12 protein-coding genes are annotated in these 19,023 nt (G+C 72.6%); 1 reads left to right on the top strand and 11 read right to left on the bottom strand.

The window, feature by feature from the left end:
• Positions 1–10: 10 nt before the first annotated feature.
• From AB0I77_RS16640 to AB0I77_RS16605, 8 genes are all read right to left on the bottom strand, one after another.
• Positions 11–520 (bottom strand): O-acetyl-ADP-ribose deacetylase, encoded by a 510-nt coding sequence (locus AB0I77_RS16640; RefSeq protein WP_363283278.1) that lies wholly within the window; start codon positions 518–520, stop codon positions 11–13.
• A complete protein-coding gene (locus AB0I77_RS16635; RefSeq protein ID WP_363283277.1) occupies positions 517–1,926 on the bottom strand; it encodes an NAD(P)/FAD-dependent oxidoreductase in 1,410 nt (469 codons plus the stop codon). Before AB0I77_RS16635 ends, AB0I77_RS16640 begins: the two co-directional genes overlap by 4 nt.
• A 98-nt stretch (positions 1,927–2,024) precedes the next feature.
• On the bottom strand, positions 2,025–2,879 hold the full coding sequence (locus AB0I77_RS16630; RefSeq protein ID WP_363283276.1) for an inositol monophosphatase family protein: 855 nt from the start codon (positions 2,877–2,879) through the stop codon (positions 2,025–2,027).
• A gap of 346 nt (positions 2,880–3,225) precedes the next feature.
• Complete coding sequence (locus AB0I77_RS16625) at positions 3,226–5,091, bottom strand: gamma-glutamyltransferase (protein ID WP_363283275.1); 1,866 nt, start codon at positions 5,089–5,091, stop codon at positions 3,226–3,228.
• 171 nt (positions 5,092–5,262) lie between these two features.
• Positions 5,263–6,519 (bottom strand): ABC transporter permease, encoded by a 1,257-nt coding sequence (locus tag AB0I77_RS16620; RefSeq protein ID WP_363283274.1) that lies wholly within the window; start codon positions 6,517–6,519, stop codon positions 5,263–5,265.
• On the bottom strand, positions 6,516–7,241 hold the full coding sequence (locus AB0I77_RS16615) for an ABC transporter ATP-binding protein (protein WP_363283273.1): 726 nt from the start codon (positions 7,239–7,241) through the stop codon (positions 6,516–6,518). The genes AB0I77_RS16620 and AB0I77_RS16615 overlap by 4 nt, the downstream gene beginning before the upstream one ends.
• The gene (locus tag AB0I77_RS16610) at positions 7,238–8,608 is read right to left on the bottom strand and encodes a peptidoglycan-binding protein (protein WP_363283272.1); all 1,371 of its coding nucleotides are present in this window, start codon (positions 8,606–8,608) and stop codon (positions 7,238–7,240) included. The genes AB0I77_RS16615 and AB0I77_RS16610 overlap by 4 nt, the downstream gene beginning before the upstream one ends.
• Positions 8,605–9,165 carry a hypothetical protein gene (locus AB0I77_RS16605; protein WP_363283271.1) on the bottom strand — a complete coding sequence of 187 codons (561 nt, stop codon included), beginning with the start codon at positions 9,163–9,165 and terminating at the stop codon, positions 8,605–8,607. The genes AB0I77_RS16610 and AB0I77_RS16605 overlap by 4 nt, the downstream gene beginning before the upstream one ends.
• Positions 9,166–9,281: 116 nt before the next feature.
• Here AB0I77_RS16605 and AB0I77_RS16600 point away from each other — a divergent pair, with 116 nt between their 5' ends.
• The gene (locus tag AB0I77_RS16600; RefSeq protein ID WP_363283270.1) at positions 9,282–11,528 is read left to right on the top strand and encodes a glycosyltransferase family 39 protein; all 2,247 of its coding nucleotides are present in this window, start codon (positions 9,282–9,284) and stop codon (positions 11,526–11,528) included.
• 52 nt (positions 11,529–11,580) lie between these two features.
• Here the strand turns inward: AB0I77_RS16600 and AB0I77_RS16595 are convergent, their stop codons facing one another.
• From AB0I77_RS16595 to AB0I77_RS16585, 3 genes are read right to left on the bottom strand one after another with little or no spacing between them, the layout of a single operon-like run.
• Positions 11,581–12,768, bottom strand: a complete 1,188-nt coding sequence (locus AB0I77_RS16595) for a cytochrome P450 (protein WP_363283269.1) — start codon at positions 12,766–12,768, stop codon at positions 11,581–11,583.
• Positions 12,769–12,782: 14 nt separating this feature from the next.
• The gene (locus tag AB0I77_RS16590) at positions 12,783–13,970 is read right to left on the bottom strand and encodes a cytochrome P450 (RefSeq protein WP_363283268.1); all 1,188 of its coding nucleotides are present in this window, start codon (positions 13,968–13,970) and stop codon (positions 12,783–12,785) included.
• Position 13,971: 1 nt separating this feature from the next.
• The gene (locus tag AB0I77_RS16585; RefSeq protein ID WP_363283267.1) at positions 13,972–19,005 is read right to left on the bottom strand and encodes an amino acid adenylation domain-containing protein; all 5,034 of its coding nucleotides are present in this window, start codon (positions 19,003–19,005) and stop codon (positions 13,972–13,974) included.
• Between the last annotated feature and the right edge of the window lie 18 nt (positions 19,006–19,023).

Below are 19,023 nucleotides of genomic sequence, written 5' to 3'. Positions count from 1 at the left end.
GCTACAGGCACTATTGGACCTGCCTGGCGAACGCCTCGTACGCCCGGTCGTCGAAGAGGACGAACCTGACCTCCTCGACCGACGTATCCGTCGCCCGCACCGTCTCCACGGCGATCCGGGCGGCGTCCTCCATCGGCCAGCCGTAGATGCCGGCGGAGACCGCCGGGAAGGCGACCGTACGGGCGCCCAGCTCGTCGGCGACGCGCAGCGACTCCCGGTAGCAGGAGGCCAGCAGCTCCGAGCGGTCCTCCTCCTGGCTGTAGCGCGGGCCCACGGTGTGGATCACCCAGCGCGCGTCCAGCTCGCCGGCGGTGGTGGCGACCGCCTGGCCGGTGCGCAGGCCCTTGCCGTAGTGCGAGGCACGGAGTTTGCGGCAGGCTTCGAGGATCGCCGGACCGCCGCGGCGGTGGATCGCGCCGTCGACGCCTCCGCCGCCGAGCAGCGAGGAGTTCGCCGCGTTGACGATCGCGTCGACGCTGACGCGGGTGATGTCGCCCTGGGCGAGGGTGAGGGTGGTCATGTCTGGCGCAGCCTCCTCCAGACGGCCTTCGCCGCGTTGTGCCCCGACATGCCGTGCACGCCGGGCCCCGGCGGGGTGGCCGACGAGCAGATGAAGACGGCCGGATGCGGGGTGCCGTACGGGAACAGGGACAGTTTGGGGCGCAGCAGGATCTGGAGTCCGCTGACCGCTCCGGAGGCGATGTCGCCGCCGATGTAGTTGGCGTTGCGGGCGGCGAGTTCGGGCGGGCCGGTGGTCGCGCGGGCGAGGACGCGGTCGCTGAAGCCCGGGGCGAAGCGCTCCAGTTGGCGTTCGAGGGCGTCGGTGAGGTCGCCGGTCCAGCCGCTGGGGACGTGGCCGTACGCCCAGAAGACCTGCTTGCCGGCCGGGGCCCGGGTGGAGTCGACGACGCTGGGCTGCACGGTGATCATGAACGGTTTGTCGGGGGCGCGGCCCTCCCGGGACGCCGCGCGCAGGGCGGTGCCGATCTCCGCGCTGTCGGCGCCGATCTGCACGGTGCCGGCCCTGCGCGCCTCCTCCGCGGTCCACGGCACGGGGCCGTCCAGCGCGTAGTCGACCTTGAATACGCCGGGACCGTAGCGGTAGCCCTCGTAGAAGCGGCCGAGGCCGGCGATGCGGGCCAGTGCGGTGGGCGAGGTGTCGAAGACGTACGCACGCGCGGGCGGCAGGTCGTCGAGGCGCTTGACCTCGTAGTCGGTGTGGACGGTGCCGCCGAGATCCTTCAGGTACCCGGCCAGCGCGTCGGAGATGGACTGGGAGCCGCCGCGGGCCACGGGCCAGCCGCGGGCGTGGGCGGCGAGGGCGAAGACCAGGCCGATGGCGCCGGTGGCGAAGCCGCCGAGCGGGGCCATCACATGCGCGACGAGGCCGGCGAACAGGGTCTTCGCCCGCTCGTCGCGGAAGCGGCGGGTCAGCCAGGTCGACGGGGGCAGGCCGACCAGGCCGAAGCGGGCGAGGGTCACCGGGTCCTGGGGCAGCGCGCTGAGCGGCAGGGACATGAAGTCGCGGACGAGGGTGTCCCACCGGGGCAGGAAGGGCGCGACCAGTCTGCGGTACGTCCCCGCGTCGCGTGGTCCGAACGAGGCGGCCGTCTCGCCGACCGACCGGGACAGGACGGCGGCGGTGCCGTCGGTGAACGGGTGCGCCATGGGCAGGTCGGCGTGCAGCCACTGAAGGCCGTAGCGCTCCAGGGGCAGGGCACGGAACGCGGGTGAGTTGATGGCGAGCGGGTGGGCCGCGGAGCACGGGTCGTGCCGAAAGCCGGGGAGGGTGAGCTCTTCGGTGCGCGCTCCCCCGCCCACGGTGTCGCGGGCCTCGAACACGGCCACGGAGAAGCCGCGGCGGGCCAGCTCCACGGCGGCCGTCAGTCCGTTCGGCCCCGCACCCACCACGACCGCATCGAGCATCGACACCACCTTCGGACCCCTTCGTCAGCCGATGGCCAGTGAGGATCAGGATATGACGGAGGACTGACAGCCCGGGGCCGCGGGGCGTACCCCGAGGCCTACGACGCGCTGAGCAGCCCGACCACTCGGCGGGCCGTGGCCGCGTCCCGGGCCGCGGTGAACGGGAGGCTGTTGTGGCCCCTGATGCGGAACGGCTCGCCCGTGAGCGTCAGGTGGGCGCCGCCCGCCTCCTCGACGAGCAGGATGCCCGCCGCGTGGTCCCAGGCGGCTTCCCAGGAGAAGGCCGTGGCGTCCGACTCGCCCCGAGCGAGGGCGAGATACTCCAGGCCGGCCGAGCCGCAGGCGCGCGGTGCCACGCCCTCGGTCCACAGGCCCAGCAGCGCGCGCTTCTCCTCGTCGGTCGTGTAGTCGGGGTGGGAGGTGGCTATGCGCAGGTCGCGGCCGGGGTCGGGGGCGCCGGAGCGCAGCCGCTCGCCGTCGAGGAAGGCGCCCTGGCCGCGCACGGCCGTGGCCAGCTGATCGCGGGCGGGGGCGTACGTCCACGAGGCGAGCAGGACCCCGCCCTGGGCGAGCGCGACCAGCGTGCAGAATCCGGGGTCGCCGTGCACGAACTGCCGTGTCCCGTCGACGGGGTCGACGATCCAGACCGGTGTGTCGCCCTGTATCGCCTCGTACGACGCCGGGTTGGCGTGCACCGCCTCCTCGCCGACCACGACCGAGCCGGGCAGGAGGGCGCCGAGTGTCTTGGTGAGGTACTGCTCGGCCTTGCGGTCGGCGTCCGTCACCAGGTCGTGCGGGCCGGCCTTCTGGTCGACCTCGTGCGCTGCGAGCCGACGAAAGCGCGGCATGATCTCGGCCGCGGCCGCCTTGCGCACCGCTTCCTCCACATCGGCCGCGTGCCGGGTGAGGAACTCGCTGAGAAACTCGTCGATGGTTTCCGTGTCTCCGATCATGACTCCATGAGAGCACGCGCCACTGACAATCCCCACCCGCCCGGTGCACAGCGGGTGGAATCACCATGAATACCGGGATGTGGGGGGGGCGGGGGTGGGCGTGGGGTTGGTGTGGGGCGCGGTGCGGCAGTGGCGGGGTTGGTGTGCGCCGCCGGTCGCTCTCGGAGGGGTGGTGGCCGTTGTCTCGCGGCTGCCGGTCGGTGGGGGCTGGTCGCGCCGTTCCTCGCGCCCCTTAGGTGCTGCCCTGCCGTTCCTTTCAAAGGCTGGCCAGGGCGGCCTGGCGGTGCCGGCCTCGCAGTGCCGGCCTCCCGTTGCCTGCCTCCCCCTCCCGGTACCGACAACGGGCTCAGCGCCCCACCGCATACCCCTGCATGCCCCGCGGATTCGCGGCTGCCGACAGGATCCCGGTCTGCGGGTCCCGCGCGACCGCGCACAGGCGTCCCTCCGACCAGGGGGCGCCCACGGTCACGTCGTGCCCGCGTCGGCGCAGTTCCTCGACGACGTCCGCGTCCATGCGGGCCTCCACGGTGACGCTGCCCGGTCGCATGCCGCGCGGGTAGAAGGAGCCGGGGAAGCTGTCGTTGTGCCAGTTCGGGGCGTCGACCGCGCCCTGGAGGTCGAGGCCGCCGCGGACCGGGGCGCGCAGCGCGACCGCGAGGAAGAAGTGCAGCTGCCACTGGTCCTGCTGGTCCCCGCCGGGCGTGCCGAAGGCCATGACCGGAACTCCGTCGCGCAGCGCGATCGAGGGGGTGAGGGTGGTGCGGGGGCGGCGGCCCGGGGTGAGGGAGTTCGGCAGGCCCTCCTCCAGCCAGGTCATCTGCAACCGGGTGCCGAGCGGGAAACCCAGCTCGGGCACGACGGGGTTGGACTGCAGCCAGCCGCCGCTGGGGGTGGCGGCGATCATGTTGCCCCAGCGGTCGACGACGTCGAGGTGGCAGGTGTCGCCGCGGGTGCCGCCGTCGGCGGCGACTTCGGGTTCGCCGGGCACCGGGGACGTGGGGTGCTTGGCGACGGTGGGCTCGCCGACGCCCGGCACGTCGCGCACCGCGACCGTCGGCTCCCCGGCGCCCAGCGCGTCGAAACCGGGCTCGTCGCCGATCACCACGCGCGCGTGGGCACACAGTCGCGGGGTGCGCCCGCCGGGGCTGCCGGGCCGCAGTTCGTACGAGGCCTTGTCGCCGACGAGTTCCCGCCGGCCGGCGTTGTACCGCGCTGACAGCAGTTCGCCGAGCGGTACTTCGACCGCGTCGCCGTACCAGGCCTCCCGGTCGGCCATGGCGAGCTTGCAGCCCTCGATCAGCAGGTGGACGTAGTCGGCGGACCCGTACCGGGGCAGCTCGGGTGGGAGCAGCGCGAGCTGCTGGAGGAGGGCCGGGCCCTGGCTCCAGGGGCCGGCCTTGCACACCCTCCAGCCGTTCCAGTCGTACGTCGCCGGGGCCTCGTACGTCGCGGACCAGCCGGCGAGGTCGTCGGCCGTCAGGGTGCTGGTGTGGCGCTCGCCGCTGGTGTCCATGGTGGGCCGGCGCGCCTGCCGTATCAGGGCCTCGGCGATGAAGCCGGTGCGCCAGACCTCCCGCGCGGCCTCGATCTGCGCCGCCCGGTCCCCCACTCCGGCGACCTCGGCGAGCAGTCGCTTCCAGGTGGCGGCGAGGGCGGGATTGCGCAGCAGCTCGCCGGGACGGGGGGCCTTCCCGCCCGGCAGATACACCTCCGCGGACGACGTCCACTCGGTCTCGAACAGCTCCCGCACGCTCTCGACGGTCGCTCCGACGTTCTCCACGGGCGCGTGCCCGTGTTCGGCGTAGCCGATGGCGTACTTCAGGACGTCGGCGAGGGACTTGGTGCCGTGGTCGCGCAGCAGCAGCATCCAGGCGTCGAAGGCGCCGGGGACGGCGGCGGCGAGCGGCCCGGTGCCGGGGACGAGGTCCAGACCGAGCCCTCGGTAGTGCGCGACCGTCGCCCCGGCCGGCGCGACGCCCTGCCCGCACAGCGCGCGCACCTCACCGCCCGCCGGCGCGAGCAGGATCGGCACTTCGCCCGCGGGCCCGTTGAGGTGCGGTTCCACGACGTGCAGGACGAACGCGCCCGCCACGGCGGCGTCGTACGCGTTGCCGCCGTCCTCCAGAACCGCCATCGCCGACTGCGAGGCCAGCCAATGGGTGGAGGACACCATGCCGAAGGTGCCCTGGAGGGTCGGACGGGTGGTGAACATGTGGGCTCTCACCTCGCTGTTTACGCGCGTCGGCAGGTCGACTCTGCGCTCAGGTTATCGATCGCCCTGCGTCCCTTCTTCCCTGCCTCCAGCACGAGGTGGTGCGATGCCCCTGCTGCTCGGGGGTCGTCAGCAGGGGCACCGCGGTCCGGGGCGAAACCGGCAGCGGGACTACGAGGTGGCCAGCGCCTCGGTGGGGGGCAGACGGGCGGCTCGTACAGCCGGATAGAAGCCGGCCAGGCCGCCGATGACGAGGGTGGCGCCGACGCCGCCGGCCATCGCCCAGACCGGCACCACCGTGGTCATGTCCTGGTACGTCGCGTAGCCGATGGTGACGCCGATGCCGAGCAGTACGCCGCCGATGCCGCCGAGAACGGACAACAGCAGCGCCTCGGCCAGGAACTGGGTGCGTATCTGGCCGCGGGTCGCGCCCAGCGAGCGGCGCAGGCCGATCTCGGAGCGGCGCTCGAGGACGGAGATGACCATGGTGTTGGCCACGCCGACGCCGCCGACGAGCAACGCCACGCCGCCGAGGCCCAGGAGCAGTCCGCTCAGGGTGTCGTCCGTGGCCTCCTTCGCCGCCAGTACGTCGGAGGGGCGGGAGACGTCGACCTCGCTCGGCACCTCCGGATTGGCGGTGGCGCCGAGCTTCGCCTGGACGTCCTTGACCGCGTCCTCCTCGGCACGGACGTAGACGGTGGTCGGGTAGCCGTCGAAGCCGAGCTCCTGCTTGGCCACGCCCCAACCGATCATCGCGTTGTTGTCCAGGTCGGGCAGCAGCTCGTTCGCCGCCAGCAGCCCCACGACCGTGAACCAGCGGTCGCCGAGCCAGACCCGTACCTCCGGTCCGGCGTGGTGGATGTTCAGCTGGTAGGCGGCGTTGGCGCCGAGCACGACGGCCGGATACTCGCTGTTGGCCGCGTTGAGCCAGCGGCCGTCGGTGAGCTCGCCACCGATGGACTTCAGCAGGTCGGTCCGGGCGGCGGTGACGCGCAGGCCGCCGGATTCCTCCTTCGGCATCAGGTCGTTGCGGTAGACCTTTGCGCTGGTCTTGCCGAGGGCGGAGACCGACTCGACGTCCGGGATGTCGCCGATCATCGAGAGGGAGCGCTCGGGCAGGTGCGCGGTGCCACCGCCGAAGGACTCGCCGGGGGACACCGTCAGGAGGTTGGTGCCGAGTGCGGCGAGGCGCTGGTTGAGGTCGTTGGTGGAGGACGAGGAGATGCCCACCACGCCGATCATGGCGGCGATGCCGATGGCGATGCCCAGCGCGGACAGGAACACTCGCATCGGCCGCGCGCGCAGCCCCGAGCCGCCGACCCGGACCACATCGGCCGGGCCCATCCGGGCCGCCTTGGGGCGCGGCGGTGCCGGGAGGCTGCGCCAGGGGGCGGCCCCGGTCTCCCGGGGCGGGGACGACAGGCTCATCGGGCGCTCCCTCCGGCTGTCAGCTCGCCGGCCGCCGCGCCGACAGCCGAGTCGTGCTCGATCCGGCCGTCCTTGAGCCGGACCTCCCGCGGCAGCGATGCGGCGATATCGCGGTCGTGGGTGATGACCACGACCGTCGTGCCGGACTCGTGCAGCTCGTACAGGAGCTCCATCACCACCGCGCCGGAGCGGGAGTCCAGCGCGCCGGTAGGCTCGTCGGCGAGCAGCAGCGGTGGGTCGCCGAGCACCGCGCGGGCGATGGCCACGCGCTGCTTCTCGCCGCCGGAGAGCTGGTGCGGCTCGTGGTAGAGCCGCAGGCCGAGGCCGACCCGGCGCAGCGCCCGCTCGGCCAGCTCGCGCCGCTCGGCGCGGGACCGGCCGCTGTAGAGCAGCCCGTCCGCAACGCTGTCCAGCGCCGGTATGCCCTGCGCCAGGTGGAACTGCTGGAAGACGAAGCCGATGGTGGCGGCCCGCAGCGCGGACAGGTCGCGGTCGCGCAGCTCGTCGATGTCGTGGCCGCCGATACGGACCTTGCCCTCCGAGGGGCGGTCCAGCGTGCCCATGATGTTGAGCAGCGTGGACTTGCCGGAGCCGGAGGGGCCGACCACCGCGAGCAGTTCGCCGTGGTGGATCACCAGGTCGGCGGACTGCAGCGCGGCGAGGTCGCCGTAGGACTTGGAAACCCCGGCGAGGTCGACCACCGGGTGGGACAGTGCGGTCACTTCGGGACCCCCACGACCGTGCCCTCGGAGATGCCGGCGCCGGAGACCTCGACCATGCTGTCGGCGAACATGCCGAGCTTGACCGGGACGTACTCGACGCCGTTCGGCGCCGAGGACTTCACGACCTCCAGCGCGTAGCCGCCGCCGTCCTTGGCCACCAGGGCGCTGACCGGGACCGCGAGCACGTTCTTGCGGCTCTCCGACTTCAGCGTGACGTCGACCGACGCCGCCTGATAGTTGCCGAGACCCTTCTGATCCTTCACCTTCAGCTCGACGGGGAGGGTCGGTGCCTTGTCGCTGTCGCCGGAGCCCGAGTCGCCGGAGCCCGAGTCGCCGGACTGCTCGTCGGCGGCGTTGGAGGGCGAGCCGACCTCGGTGACCGTCGCCTCGACACTCGTCCCGTCGGGCAGTTTGACCTGCGCCTTCGTGCCCTTCTTGACGAGGTCCTCGTACTGGGCGTCGAGGTCCACGCTGATGACCCGCTCGGTCGCGGTCCAGGACAACACGGCGCCGCTGGGTGGGGCGCCGACCTCGGCCTTGACGTCGGAGACCTTCCTGGCCCCAGGGGCCACCACCGCGTCGCCCAGTTTGACGGTGCCGGTCTCCTCTCGGTTCAGGTCGTCCTGCCACTCCTTCACGGCGGCGGCGGTGTTGTCGTTGTACGTGGAGTCGGCGACGAAGCCGTCGTAGCCGAGGGCCTTCAGATTCTGCTCGAGGATCTTGACATCGCTGCCGGAGTCGCCGGACTGCAGGGTGCGGTAGAAGGGGATGTTGCCGTAGAGCAGGGGCGTCTTCTGCTGGTTGACGCGGTAGACGTCCCCGCCGCGTTTGATGGTGTCGCCGGCCTTGGGCACCCAGGTGACGATCCCGGAGCCGCCGCCCTCTCCCGGATTGGTGCCGCCGCCGGAGGACTGGCCCAGCACGGTGGAGGCGTCGCCGTAGCTCAGGTTGCCGTCCACGGTCTGGGTGTCGGTGAGGGAGGTGCGCTGCACCTTCGCCGTCGCCGAGGAGCCTTGGGAGGCCTCGGGCTTGTCGTCCTCCTTGCCGCCCAGCGTGCCGGTGGCGGCGAGCCCCGCGGCCGCGGCCACGGTGATCGCCACCAGCACGATCAGGCTGGTGCGCAGCGGCCGCCGCTTGCGGCGGCTGGGCGGCGGCTCCTCGCCGTCGACGGCGCCGCCCTGGCCCGCGCCGCCGGTGGCGGGGACAGGGGCGGGCGCCGCAGGGCCCGGGTTTGAAGGGGCGATGGCTGCCCCGGCCGGCTGCTCGGTGGCCAGGGCACCGGAGCCGCGCACTTCCAGCGTGGCGGCCGGGTCGCCCTCCGCCCCGCCGGGATCCCGCGATCCAGGGGTGTGGTCCGGCGTCGTCACTGCTCGGACCCGTCAGTGAAGTACAGCTCGCCGCCCGGGGACTTGTCCTGGCAGGCCTGCGAGGCCTGCTGCAGCTTCGGGTCGTCGGGCATCATGCCGATCTTGCCGAGCGGTACGTTGAGCCGGGTGCCGTCGATCTCCGGGTCCGGGAACTTCGGGATGCCGTTCTCGCGGATGCACTTCGCCCACGAGGTCACCTTCGAGGTGTCCATCTTGCCGCCGTTCTCGCGGGAGCGTCCCTGCGGCATCTGGTCGCGGCAGGCCTCCATCGCCTGCTGGGTCTTCGGGTCGTCCTGGCCGTTGCCGGGGTTCATGATGACCCGGCCGTCGGCGTCCTGCTCCGGGTCCGGGTAGTCGGGCACGCCGTTCTCCCGCATGCACTTCGAGTAGGCCAGCGCCTGGGTGAATCCCCTGTCCTGGGTGCCAGGGGACTGACTGCTCCCCGAGTCGGCGGCCTTCGATTCACCGGAGCAGCCGGCGGCACCGAAAGCGGCGACAAGCAGAGCGGACGCGGCGATCAAGGGGTGCGCTTTGGTGCGCTTACGTGTGATGAGCATGCAGCAGTTTCTACGCGGACGGCGGTCACACGGCGGACACAGCCGCGGCCGTCCAACTGTCGATTCCGCAAGCGCTTGTGACCGCACGGTTACCGGGTGCCTTTCACGGTGAGGCGATGACACTGACTGCTGCGGCGACCACCTCCGCGACCTCCCCAGGCACCGCCCCACCGCCCCACCGCCGGTGGTTCTGGCGCTCTCCCCCGGACCAGCCGCCCTGGGCCCGCCCGGCGCTGCTGGGGGTGGCCGCGCTCGCCGCCGTGCTGTACGGCTGGAATCTCACCAGCAGTTCCTACGCCCCGTACTACTCGGTGGCCGCCCGCAGCATGTCGGAGAGCTGGCACGCGTTCTTTTTCACCGCCCTCGACCCGGCCGCCACCATCACCATGGACAAGGTCGGCGGTTTTCTGTGGCCGCAGGCGCTGGCCGCCCGGCTGTTCGGCTTTCACGCCTGGGCGCTGACCCTGCCCCAGGTCCTGGAGGGCGTGGTCTCGGTGCTGGTCCTGTACCGGGTGGTGCGCCGCTGGCAGGGTCCGGTGGCCGGGCTGGCCGCGGCCGGGCTGCTGACCATGACGCCGGTGGCCGCGTCGATGTTCGGCCACGCGATACTCGATGCCTCCCTCACCATGTGCCTGGTGCTGGCCGCGGACCAGTACCAGAAGGCGGTCATGACCGGCCGCCTGGGCCCACTGATGCTCAGCGGCGTATGGATCGGGCTGGGCTTCCAGGCCAAGATGATGCAGGCCTGGGTCGTCGTTCCGGCGCTCGCCCTCGGCTATCTCGTCGCCGCCCCGCACCCGCTGCGCAAGCGGCTGGGGCAGCTGCTGGCGGCCGGCGGCGTACTGCTCGCCGTGTCACTGTCGTGGGTCGCGCTGATGACCTTCACCCCGGAGAGCTCGCGCCCGTACGCGGACGGCACGACCAACAACAGCGCCTTCGCCATGGTTTTCGGCTACAACGGGCTCGACCGTCTGCACGACGGCCTGATCGACGGCTCGTTCAAGGGGACGTTCCAGGGTGCGCCGCCGTCGCAGAGCCAGACCGACGCCAACGCGGGCGGCCCCCAGGCCATGCCCGACACCGAGGGCTGGGGCAAGCTCTTCGGCCCGCGGTTCGCCGCCCAGATCGGCTGGCTGTATCCGCTGGCGCTGCTGTCCCTGGTCCTCGGCCTTGCACGACATCGCCGCGCTCCGCGCACCGACCAGCGGCGGGCCGGCTATCTGATGTGGGGCGCGTGGCTGCTCACCTCGGCTGTGCTGCTCAGTGGCATGGGGGTCCCGCACACGGCCTACGTCACCCTGCTCGCGCCCGCGCTGGCCGCGCTGGCGGCCGCCGGCATCGTGGCGCTGTGGCGCATCCACCGCACCGCACTCGGCCCGCCGCTGACCCTGGTGCTGCCGGCCGCCATCGTCGTCCAGGAGGTCTGGACGCTGCATGTGGCCGCGGATTACCGGGACTTCATGCCGTGGCTCACGCCGGTGGTCCTCGCGGCGTCCGTCGCGGCCTGCGCGGCGCTCGTGTACGCGGTGCTGCCGGACGCCCGGCTGTCCCGCCGGATCGGGGTCGCCGGGCTGGTGGCGGGCTGCGTCGCGATGTTCGCCGCGCCCACGGCGTGGTCGCTGTCGGTGCTGGACTCCACGTACGCCGGTTCGTCCTTCGACGCGTACGCCGGGCCGCCGTACCGGCCGAAGGGTGACAAGCCGGGGAAGAAGAGCAGCGGGCCGGTCGCCTCAGCGGCCGGGCCGGTGGCTTCCGGGCAGCCGGGCAGCTCCGGCGGCGGCATCGCGACCGGGCTGAGCGAGGACCAGGAGAGGCTCCTCGCGTACGTCCAAAAGCACAACCGCGGCGCCGAGTACACCTTCTCCACCGACAACTGGGAGTCGGCGGCCCCGTACATCTACGCCAAGGCGCTGCCCCTGCTGCCGCTCGGCGGGTTCACGGGCGGGGCCAACTCGGCGACCCTGGCCGAGTACCGCAAGCTGGTCGCGGACGGCAAGCTGCGCTTCGCACTGGTGCGCGGCGGCGACGGGAAGACGGGCGCGTCGCAGCCCGGTAGCTCGGTGGGGCAGATCAACGACTGGGTCAGGTCCACGTGCACCAAGGTCGAGCCGAAGGAGTACGGCGCACAGCAGCCGGGCGAGAAGGGCCCGGGGGAGAAGGGCTCGGGGGAGCCGAAGGGAGCTGAAAGCCCGAAGGGCCCGGGGGAGCCGAAGGAAGCTGAAAGCCCGAAGGCCCCGAAGGGGCCGCAGAACCAGGCAGACCCGCAGGACCAGGCAAGCCCGCAGAACCAGGCAGACCCGCAGAACCAGGCAAGCCCGCAGAACCAGGAAACCCTCTATCGCTGCTCCCCCGGCGCCGAATGACACCGGCCGGGCACTGACGCCGGCGGCGGCCCTGACCGGGCCGCCGCCGGTGTCACCAGGCGACCGGCAGCTCCTCCACGCCGTACTGAGCGGCGAAGGGACGGAACCGCAGCTCGGCCTCCGGAACGGCGAGCCGCAGCCCGGGGAACCGCGCCAGCAGCCCGGCGATGGAGGCCCGCAGCTGCAGGCGCGCGAGCGCGGCCCCGATGCAGTGGTGGACGCCGTGCCCGAACGCCAGGTGCGAGGAGGCGTCCGCGCGCGTGAGGTCCAGGCGGTCCTCGGGGCCGCCGGGCAGCCTTGTGCGGTTGACCGCGAGGAGGGAGCAGGAGACGGTCTCACCAGCCTTGATCTGCTGCCCGCCGAGGGTCACGTCCTCCAGCGCCGTCCGCGGCGACGCCGTCGACACCACCGTGACGTGGCGCAGCAGTTCCTCCACCGCCTGATCCAGCAGCTCCGGCCGCGCGCGCAGCAGCGCGAGCTGGTCCGGGTGCTGCAGCAGCGTGAGGACGCCGAGGCCCAGCATCTGCGTGGAGTTCTCCAGCGCGCCCGTGAGGAACGAGTTGGCGACGCCGACCAGTTCGGCGTCGGTCAGCTCCGCGCCGTGATCGCGGATGATGTTGCCGAGCAGGTCCTCGCCGGGCTCCCGGCGCTGCCGCGCGACGATGCCGCCGAGGTAGGAGATATAGGCCTTCTGCGCCGCCACCCGCCGACGGGCACGGCTGCCGGAGTGCGCGTCCATCCGGCTGGGCGAGCGCACGTCGAGCATCCGCCCCAGCTGGGCGAGGTCGTCGCGCGGAATGCCGAGCAGCGCGCAGCTGACCAGGCCCGGCACCGGCCAGCCGAAGTGCCTCATCAGGTCGGCCGGCGGCCCGTTCCCGGCCAGCACGTCGAGCCGCTCGGCCACCACCGCATCGACGGCCGGCGCCATCGTGCGCAAGCGCCGGTTGGTGAAGGCCGGCGCCAGCAGCTTCCGCAGCCGGCCGTGCTCCGGCGGGTCGTAGTGCAGCAGATTTCCGGCCTCCTTGGGCTGCGAGATGGCCTTCTGCTGTACGGGCGGCACGGAGCTGAACCGGTCGGTGTCGCTGAGCACCGCCCGTACTTCCGCGCGCCCCGTGACGACCCAGTCGAAGACCCCGGGGTCGCGGGCGACGGGCGTGCTGCCGCTCATCCGGGTCAGCTCGGGCAGCGGGTCCACGCCGTCGCGGCGCAGGTGCGGGGGCAGTTCCGGTGGCTGCGGCATGTGGTGCCTTTCCGTTACCAGGAGACCGGGAGGGTCTCGATGCCGAAGGTGGCCATCCACGGCGGCCGGAACCGCAGGTCTTCGCGGGCCACCGCGAGCCGCAGGTCCGGGAAGCGGCGCAGCACAGCCGCGAAGGCGATCCGCAGTTCCATGCGGGCCAGGGCCGCGCCCGCGCAGTAGTGGATGCCGTGGCCGAAGGCCAGGTGGTTGCTGCCCTCGCGGAGGATGTCGAGATGATCCCTGGCGGTCTCGTCCGGCTGGGCGCGGTTGACCGCCAGCAGCGAGCAGGACACGACCTGCCCGGGCTGGATGGTGTGCTCGCCGATGCGCACCTCGGTCAGCGCCGTGCGCGGTGAGGCGACCGCGACGACGGTGGCGTAGCGCAGCAGTTCCTCCACCGCCCGGTCCATCAGCTCGGGTTTCCCGCGGAGCGCGGCGAGTTGGTCCGGGTGGTCGAGCAGCGCCAGGATGCCCAGGCCCAGCATGCCGACCATGTTCTCGATCCCGGCGGCCATGACGGAGGCGGCCAGGCCCACCAGTTCCTTGTCGGTGACCTCCGGACCGTGCTCCTTGATCAGCCCGCTGACGAGGTCGTCGCCGGGGTCGCGGCGCTTCGCGGCGACGTAGCGGGCCAGATAGTCGTCGAAGGCCTTGGCGGAGGCGCGGCGGGCCCGCCAGCCGCGGTTGTCGCGCCGGCTGAGGTCGAGGTGGCGGGCGAGTTCCGCCTGGTCGTCGCGGGGGATGCCGAGGAGCGTGCAGCCGACCAGGCCGGGGATGGGCCAGGCGAAGTGCCGCATGAAGTCGGCCGGGCTGCCGGCCCGTTCCATGACGTCGAGGCGGTCCTCGACGATCCGCTCGACCTGCGGTTCGATCCGGCGCATCCGGCGCAGCGTGAACTCCGGCGCCAGCATCCTGCGCAGCCGGGTGTGCTCCGGCGGGTCGTGCATCAGCGGATTGCCGATCTGGGTGATCTCCCGCGACTCCGCCTCGCTGTCGGCCGGCGGCCGGGTGGAGAAGCGGCACTGGGCATCGCCGAGGATCTCCCGTACCTCGTCCCGTCCCGTGGCGACCCAGCTGATCAGCCCCGGCCCGGTGTCCTCGAGCAGCGGCGTCCGCTCGCTCATCACCTCCAGGCCCGGCGGCGGCTCCATTCCCTCCCGCACATGGTTCGGGATGATGTCGAAGGACTTCTCAGCTGCCATCTCAATCGCCCCTTCCGGCACGGATCTTCGCGGTGAGCACGCGGCCGATGCCGGACCGGTGCGCGGATTCGAGCATGTCCTCGTGGCTGGAGGTGACCTCGTGGGTCTCGATGTTCCCGGCGACATACGGGCGCCAGCTCGCGATGGCCTCGGTGGCCAGCAGCTTCTCGGTGCGCCGCTCGGTCGCCACGAACACCAGCAGGTCGCCGCCGAAGCGGCGCGGGGTGTGGTCGCGGATGAGGCCGACGATGTTCATGATGACCTCCCGCATGTTCTCCAGCTGCGCCCCGCGCGCCTCCACGTCCCGGCCGGGACCGGCGCCACTGTCCTCGTCCCAGCTGCCCCTGCCGTCCACCGGACCGAAGCCGCCCTCCTGGTCGCTGCCGACGGATCCGACGTCCCGGTACGGATACGCGTCGAGCAGCGCGAGCAGGTCGACCTGCTCGCCCAGTTCCTCCAGCCGGCACGCGATGGCCTGCGCGACGACGCCGCCGAAGGACCAGCCGGTCAGCCGGTACGGGCCTCGCGGCTGCACGCTCCGCAGCTGGGCGATGTAGTCGTCCACCATCTCTTCCATGCTCTGCGGCAGCGGCTCCGGGCCGGCGAGGCCGCGCGCCTGGATGCCGTACATCGGCAGATCGGCCGGAAGGTGCGGCAGCAAGGTGGCGTAGCTCCAGCTCAGCCCGGTGCCGTGGTGGATGCAGAACAGCGGCCGGCGATCGCCCTCGGCGCGCAGCGGCAGCAGCACCCCGAGGTCCTCGGAGTTTCTGACGGTGCGTCGGCCGACGCCGTCACGCCGGTGCCGGTCCGGGTCGCCCGCGGCGTGCGGCAGCAGCAGGCCGGAGGCGCCGCGCCGAGCCCACTGGCCGGTACGCAGCATCCGTTCGCCGTGGTGGCCGAAGGGGCTGGCGACGAGGCGGCTGCCGGTCTCGCCGGACGCGTCCGGGTAGCGGTGCGCGAGCGCCGGGCCGGTGACGTACACCTCGCCCAGCGCGCCCGGCGGGACCGGACGGAGGTAGAAGTCCAGCAGATGGGCACGGGTGCCGTCCGGCCACTGCACGTCCGTGCCCTGGTCGCCGGGCGCTGCTGCCGGCCGCTCGGTCAGGGCCTGCTCGGCCTCGTCCAGCAGCTCGATACGGCCGATCGGGAGTTCCGGATCCCTCGCGACCTGGTCCAGCACCCGCACCAGCCGGCCGGCGAGGGCGGCGGCGGCGGACTCGTCGAAGAGGTCGACGGCGTAGTCCAGGCTGCCGACGATGCCGTCCGGGTCCCCGTAGTCCTCGAAGCTCTCGGTGAGGGTGAGCCGCAAGTCGAGCGCGGAGCCCTGCGGCGGCAGCGGCAGCCTGGTGGTGGCCAGCCCCGGCAGCCCCGCGTCCTCCCACTTCTCGGCGATGTCGTCGCGCACGTCCAAAAGCACCTGGAAGACCGGGTGATGGGCCCCCCGCGCATTCGGTTCCAGCCGCTCCACCAGCCGGTCGAAGGGCACGTCCTGGTTCTGCAGCGCTTCCTGGTACGCCTCCCGGGCCCGCTTGACGAGGGTGCGGAAGGCCGGGTTGCCGTGGGTGTCCAGGCGCAGCGACAGCAGGCCGGACAGCGGTCCGACCACGCCTTCCAGGCTCTCCTCGCCGTCCGGCCGCGGCAGTACGGTGCCCAGCATCAGGTCCGTGCCGGCGCCGAGCCGGGAGAGCAGGAGCGCGAGTGCGGCGTGCACCGCCGTGAAGGTGGTCGCGTCGGCGGCGTCGGCCGCGTCCAGCAGCTGGGCGTGGGTGTCCGCCGCGATCCGGATCGGGACGGAGGCGGTGCGCCGGTCCCGCCCGGCCGCCGGCTCCCGGTCCGTCGGCAGCTCGGTCCGCGGCGGCGCGTCGGCCCAGGCGGCCTTCCAGTACTCGAGCTGATCGGCGACCAGGCTCTCCGCCTCCTCCTCACCCTTGAGCAGCTCGCGCTCCCAGAGCGCGTAGTCGGCGAACTGCAGCGGCAGCGGCGCCCGTTCCGACGCCCGCCCTTCGCGGCGTGCCCCGTAAGCGGCCGCGAGGTCGCGGATCAGCAGATTCACCGAGGACTCGTCCGCCGCGATCGGATGGATGACGAGGAGCAGCACATGCCCGGTGGCCGAGAGCGTGAAGAGATGCTGCGCCCAGGGCACCTCCCGGGTCAGGTCGAAGCGCTGCCGGATACGGGACGCCATCAGCCCGGGCAACTCGTCCTCGCTCGCCGGCAGCACCGTCGGCCCGGCGTGTACGACGTCGTCGCCGGCCTCGGCCAGCTCCTGCACCAGCGTGCCCTCTGGAGTCTCCCGGAACCGCGTACGCAGCAGCTCATGCCGCGCCACCACATCGGCGAGCGCCGCCCGCAGAGCCGGCACGTCCAGTTCGCCCTCGAGCCGCAGCGCGGCGGCGAGGTTGCTCGTCGCATCCGAGCCGGCCGCCCGTTCCGCCTGCCAGACCCGCTGCTGGTGCACGGAGGCGGGGAGCTCGGCCGGCCGCTGTTCGACCGCCCGCAGCGGCGGCCGTAGCTTGGCGCCGAGCAGCCGCTCCACGCCGACCGGGGTCGAGGCGCCGAAGAACTGCCGGATGCTCAGCTCGGCGCCGAGTTCGGTACGGACCCGTCCCGCCAGCCGCATCGCCAGGGCCGAGTTGCCGCCCAGGTCGAAGAAGTTGTCGTCGGGCCCGACCCGCTCCAGGCCGAGCACCTCGGCGAAGAGAGCGCACAGCGTCTCCTGGAGTTCACCCTGTGCCGCCTGCGCCGAGACCAGGTTGGCGTAGCTCGGCGCGGGCAGGGCGGACTTGTGCAGCTTGCCGTTGGGGGTGAGCGGCAGCGCGTCGAGCGCCATCACCGTGGCCGGAACCATGTACTCGGGCAGCCGGGCGGCGGCGAACTCCCGCACGGCGGCGGGGTCCAGTCCGCCGCCCTCGACGGGGACGGCGTAGGCGACCAGGCGGGGGTCGCCGGGCCGGTCCTCGCGGACGATGACGGCCACCTGGGCGATGTGTTCGTGGGCGGCGACGACCGACTCGATCTCGCCGAGTTCGATGCGGAAGCCGCGGATCTTCACCTGCTCGTCGGCGCGGCCCTGGAAGTGCAGCAGCCCGTCGCCGCTCCACTTCGCCAGGTCACCGGTGCGATACATCCGCCCGCCCTCGGCGTACGGGCAGGCCACGAACCGTTCCGCGGTCAGCTCCCGGCGGCCCAGGTAGCCGCGGGCCAGACCCGGACCGGCGAGATACACCTCGCCGGTGGCTCCGATCGGCACCGGGCGCAGGAAGTCGTCCAGGACGTAGACCCGGGTGTTGGGCAACGGGCGGCCGATCGCCGGCGGCTGATCGTCCGCGCTGATGCCCTCCTCGAGCGCCACAGCCGTGGCGATAACCGTGGACTCGGTCGGGCCGTAGGTGTTCCACAACCCGGCCGCCGCCCGCCACTTGGCGGCGAGGTCGGCCGTGAGGCGCTCGGCCCCCAGCACCCAGTTCCGCACGCCGGGGACGGTCTGCGGGTCCAGGACCCCGAGCAGGGAGGGCACCACGCTCGCGACGGTGACACCACTTCGCTCGACCATGGCGGCCAGGGCCTGCGGATCGGTGCGCTCCTCACTCGCGGCGACCGCCAGAGTGCCGCCGGTCGCCAGGGTGGCGGCGACATCCAGCACCGAGGCGTCGAAGCTGAACGACGCGAACTGCAACGTCACCTCACCCGGCCCCGCACCGAGCACCGGACCCATCGTCTCGACCAGATTGGCCGGGCCTCGGTGGGGAACTGCCACCCCCTTGGGGCGGCCCGTGGAGCCGGAGGTGTAGATCACGTATGCCAACTGGTCGGGATCTATCTCCACTTCGAGCGGAAGGGCAGACTCCGCGGCAATCGCCTCCTGCGCGCCCGCCAGCACGGCGGTGTCCAGCACGACCTGCGCCTCACTGGACGCGACCATGAACTCCAGGCGGTCGGCGGGGTACTCCGGGTCCAGCGGCACATACGCACCCCCGGCCTTCCACACCGCCAGCATCGACACCACCATGTCGACACCCCGCGGCAACCGCAGACCCACCCGCGACTCCCTGCGCACACCCTGCCGACGCAGGTAGCGGGCCAGCCGATTCGACCGGGCATCCAGCTCCCCGTACGACAGTTCCTCGGATCCGCAGCGCACCGAGGCCACGTCCGGGGCCCGGACCGCCCACTCCCGGAAGCGCTCCGGCACGGACAGCGGGCCGACCGGCCGGGTGTCGGCGTTCCACTCCCCCACCACCCGCGCCCGCTCATCCGCATCGAGTACGTCGATCTCGCTCAGCCGCACCTGCGGATCGGCGGCCACCTGCTCCAGCACCCGTACGAGACGGTCGCCGAGGGACCGCACAGTCGATTCGTCGAAGAGATCCGCCGCGTACAGAATCCCGCCCCCAAGACCCGCCGGAGAGCCATCCGCAGCCCGCCGCTCACCCAACGTCACGGAGAGGTCGAACCGCGCCGGGGGTGCGGCGGCCGGCGGCAGCGGGGTGACTCGCAGGCCGGGGAGCTGCCATTCGGCCTCGGGTACGTTCTGCAGCGCGAGCATCACCTGGAACAGGGGATTGCGTGACAGCGAGCGTGCCGGGTTCAGCTCCTCCACCAGCCGCTCGAACGGCACATCCTGATGCGCGTACGCCGCCAGGTCCGCCTCCCGCACCCGCCGCAGCACCTCGGCGAACGACGGATCACCTTCCAGATCCGCCCGCAGCACCAGCGTGTTCACGAAGAACCCCGACAGCCCCTCCAACTGCGCGTCCCCGCGCCCCGCGACGGGCGTACCGAGGGGGATGTCCGATCCCGCGCCCATCCGCGACAGCAGCACCGACAGCGCGGCATGCACCAGCATGAACATCGTCGCCCGGCCGCGCCCGGCCACCTCGATCAGGCGGGCGTGCGTCTGCGCGGTCACATCGACGTCCACCGTTCCGCTGCGGAAGGAGGGTTCGCCCCTGCGAGCCCGGTCCACCGGCAGCGCCAGCTCCGGCGGGGCATCGGCCAGCGCGTCCTTCCAGTACGCCAGCTGCCCGCTGATCACACTCTCCGGATCACCCGG

The sequence above is a fragment of the Streptomyces sp. NPDC050619 genome, from assembly GCF_040654815.1.
GTDB lineage: Bacteria > Actinomycetota > Actinomycetes > Streptomycetales > Streptomycetaceae > Streptomyces.
The sequence above is the reverse complement of the archived record's forward strand: the minus strand, read 5'-3'. Positions and strand labels throughout refer to the sequence as shown.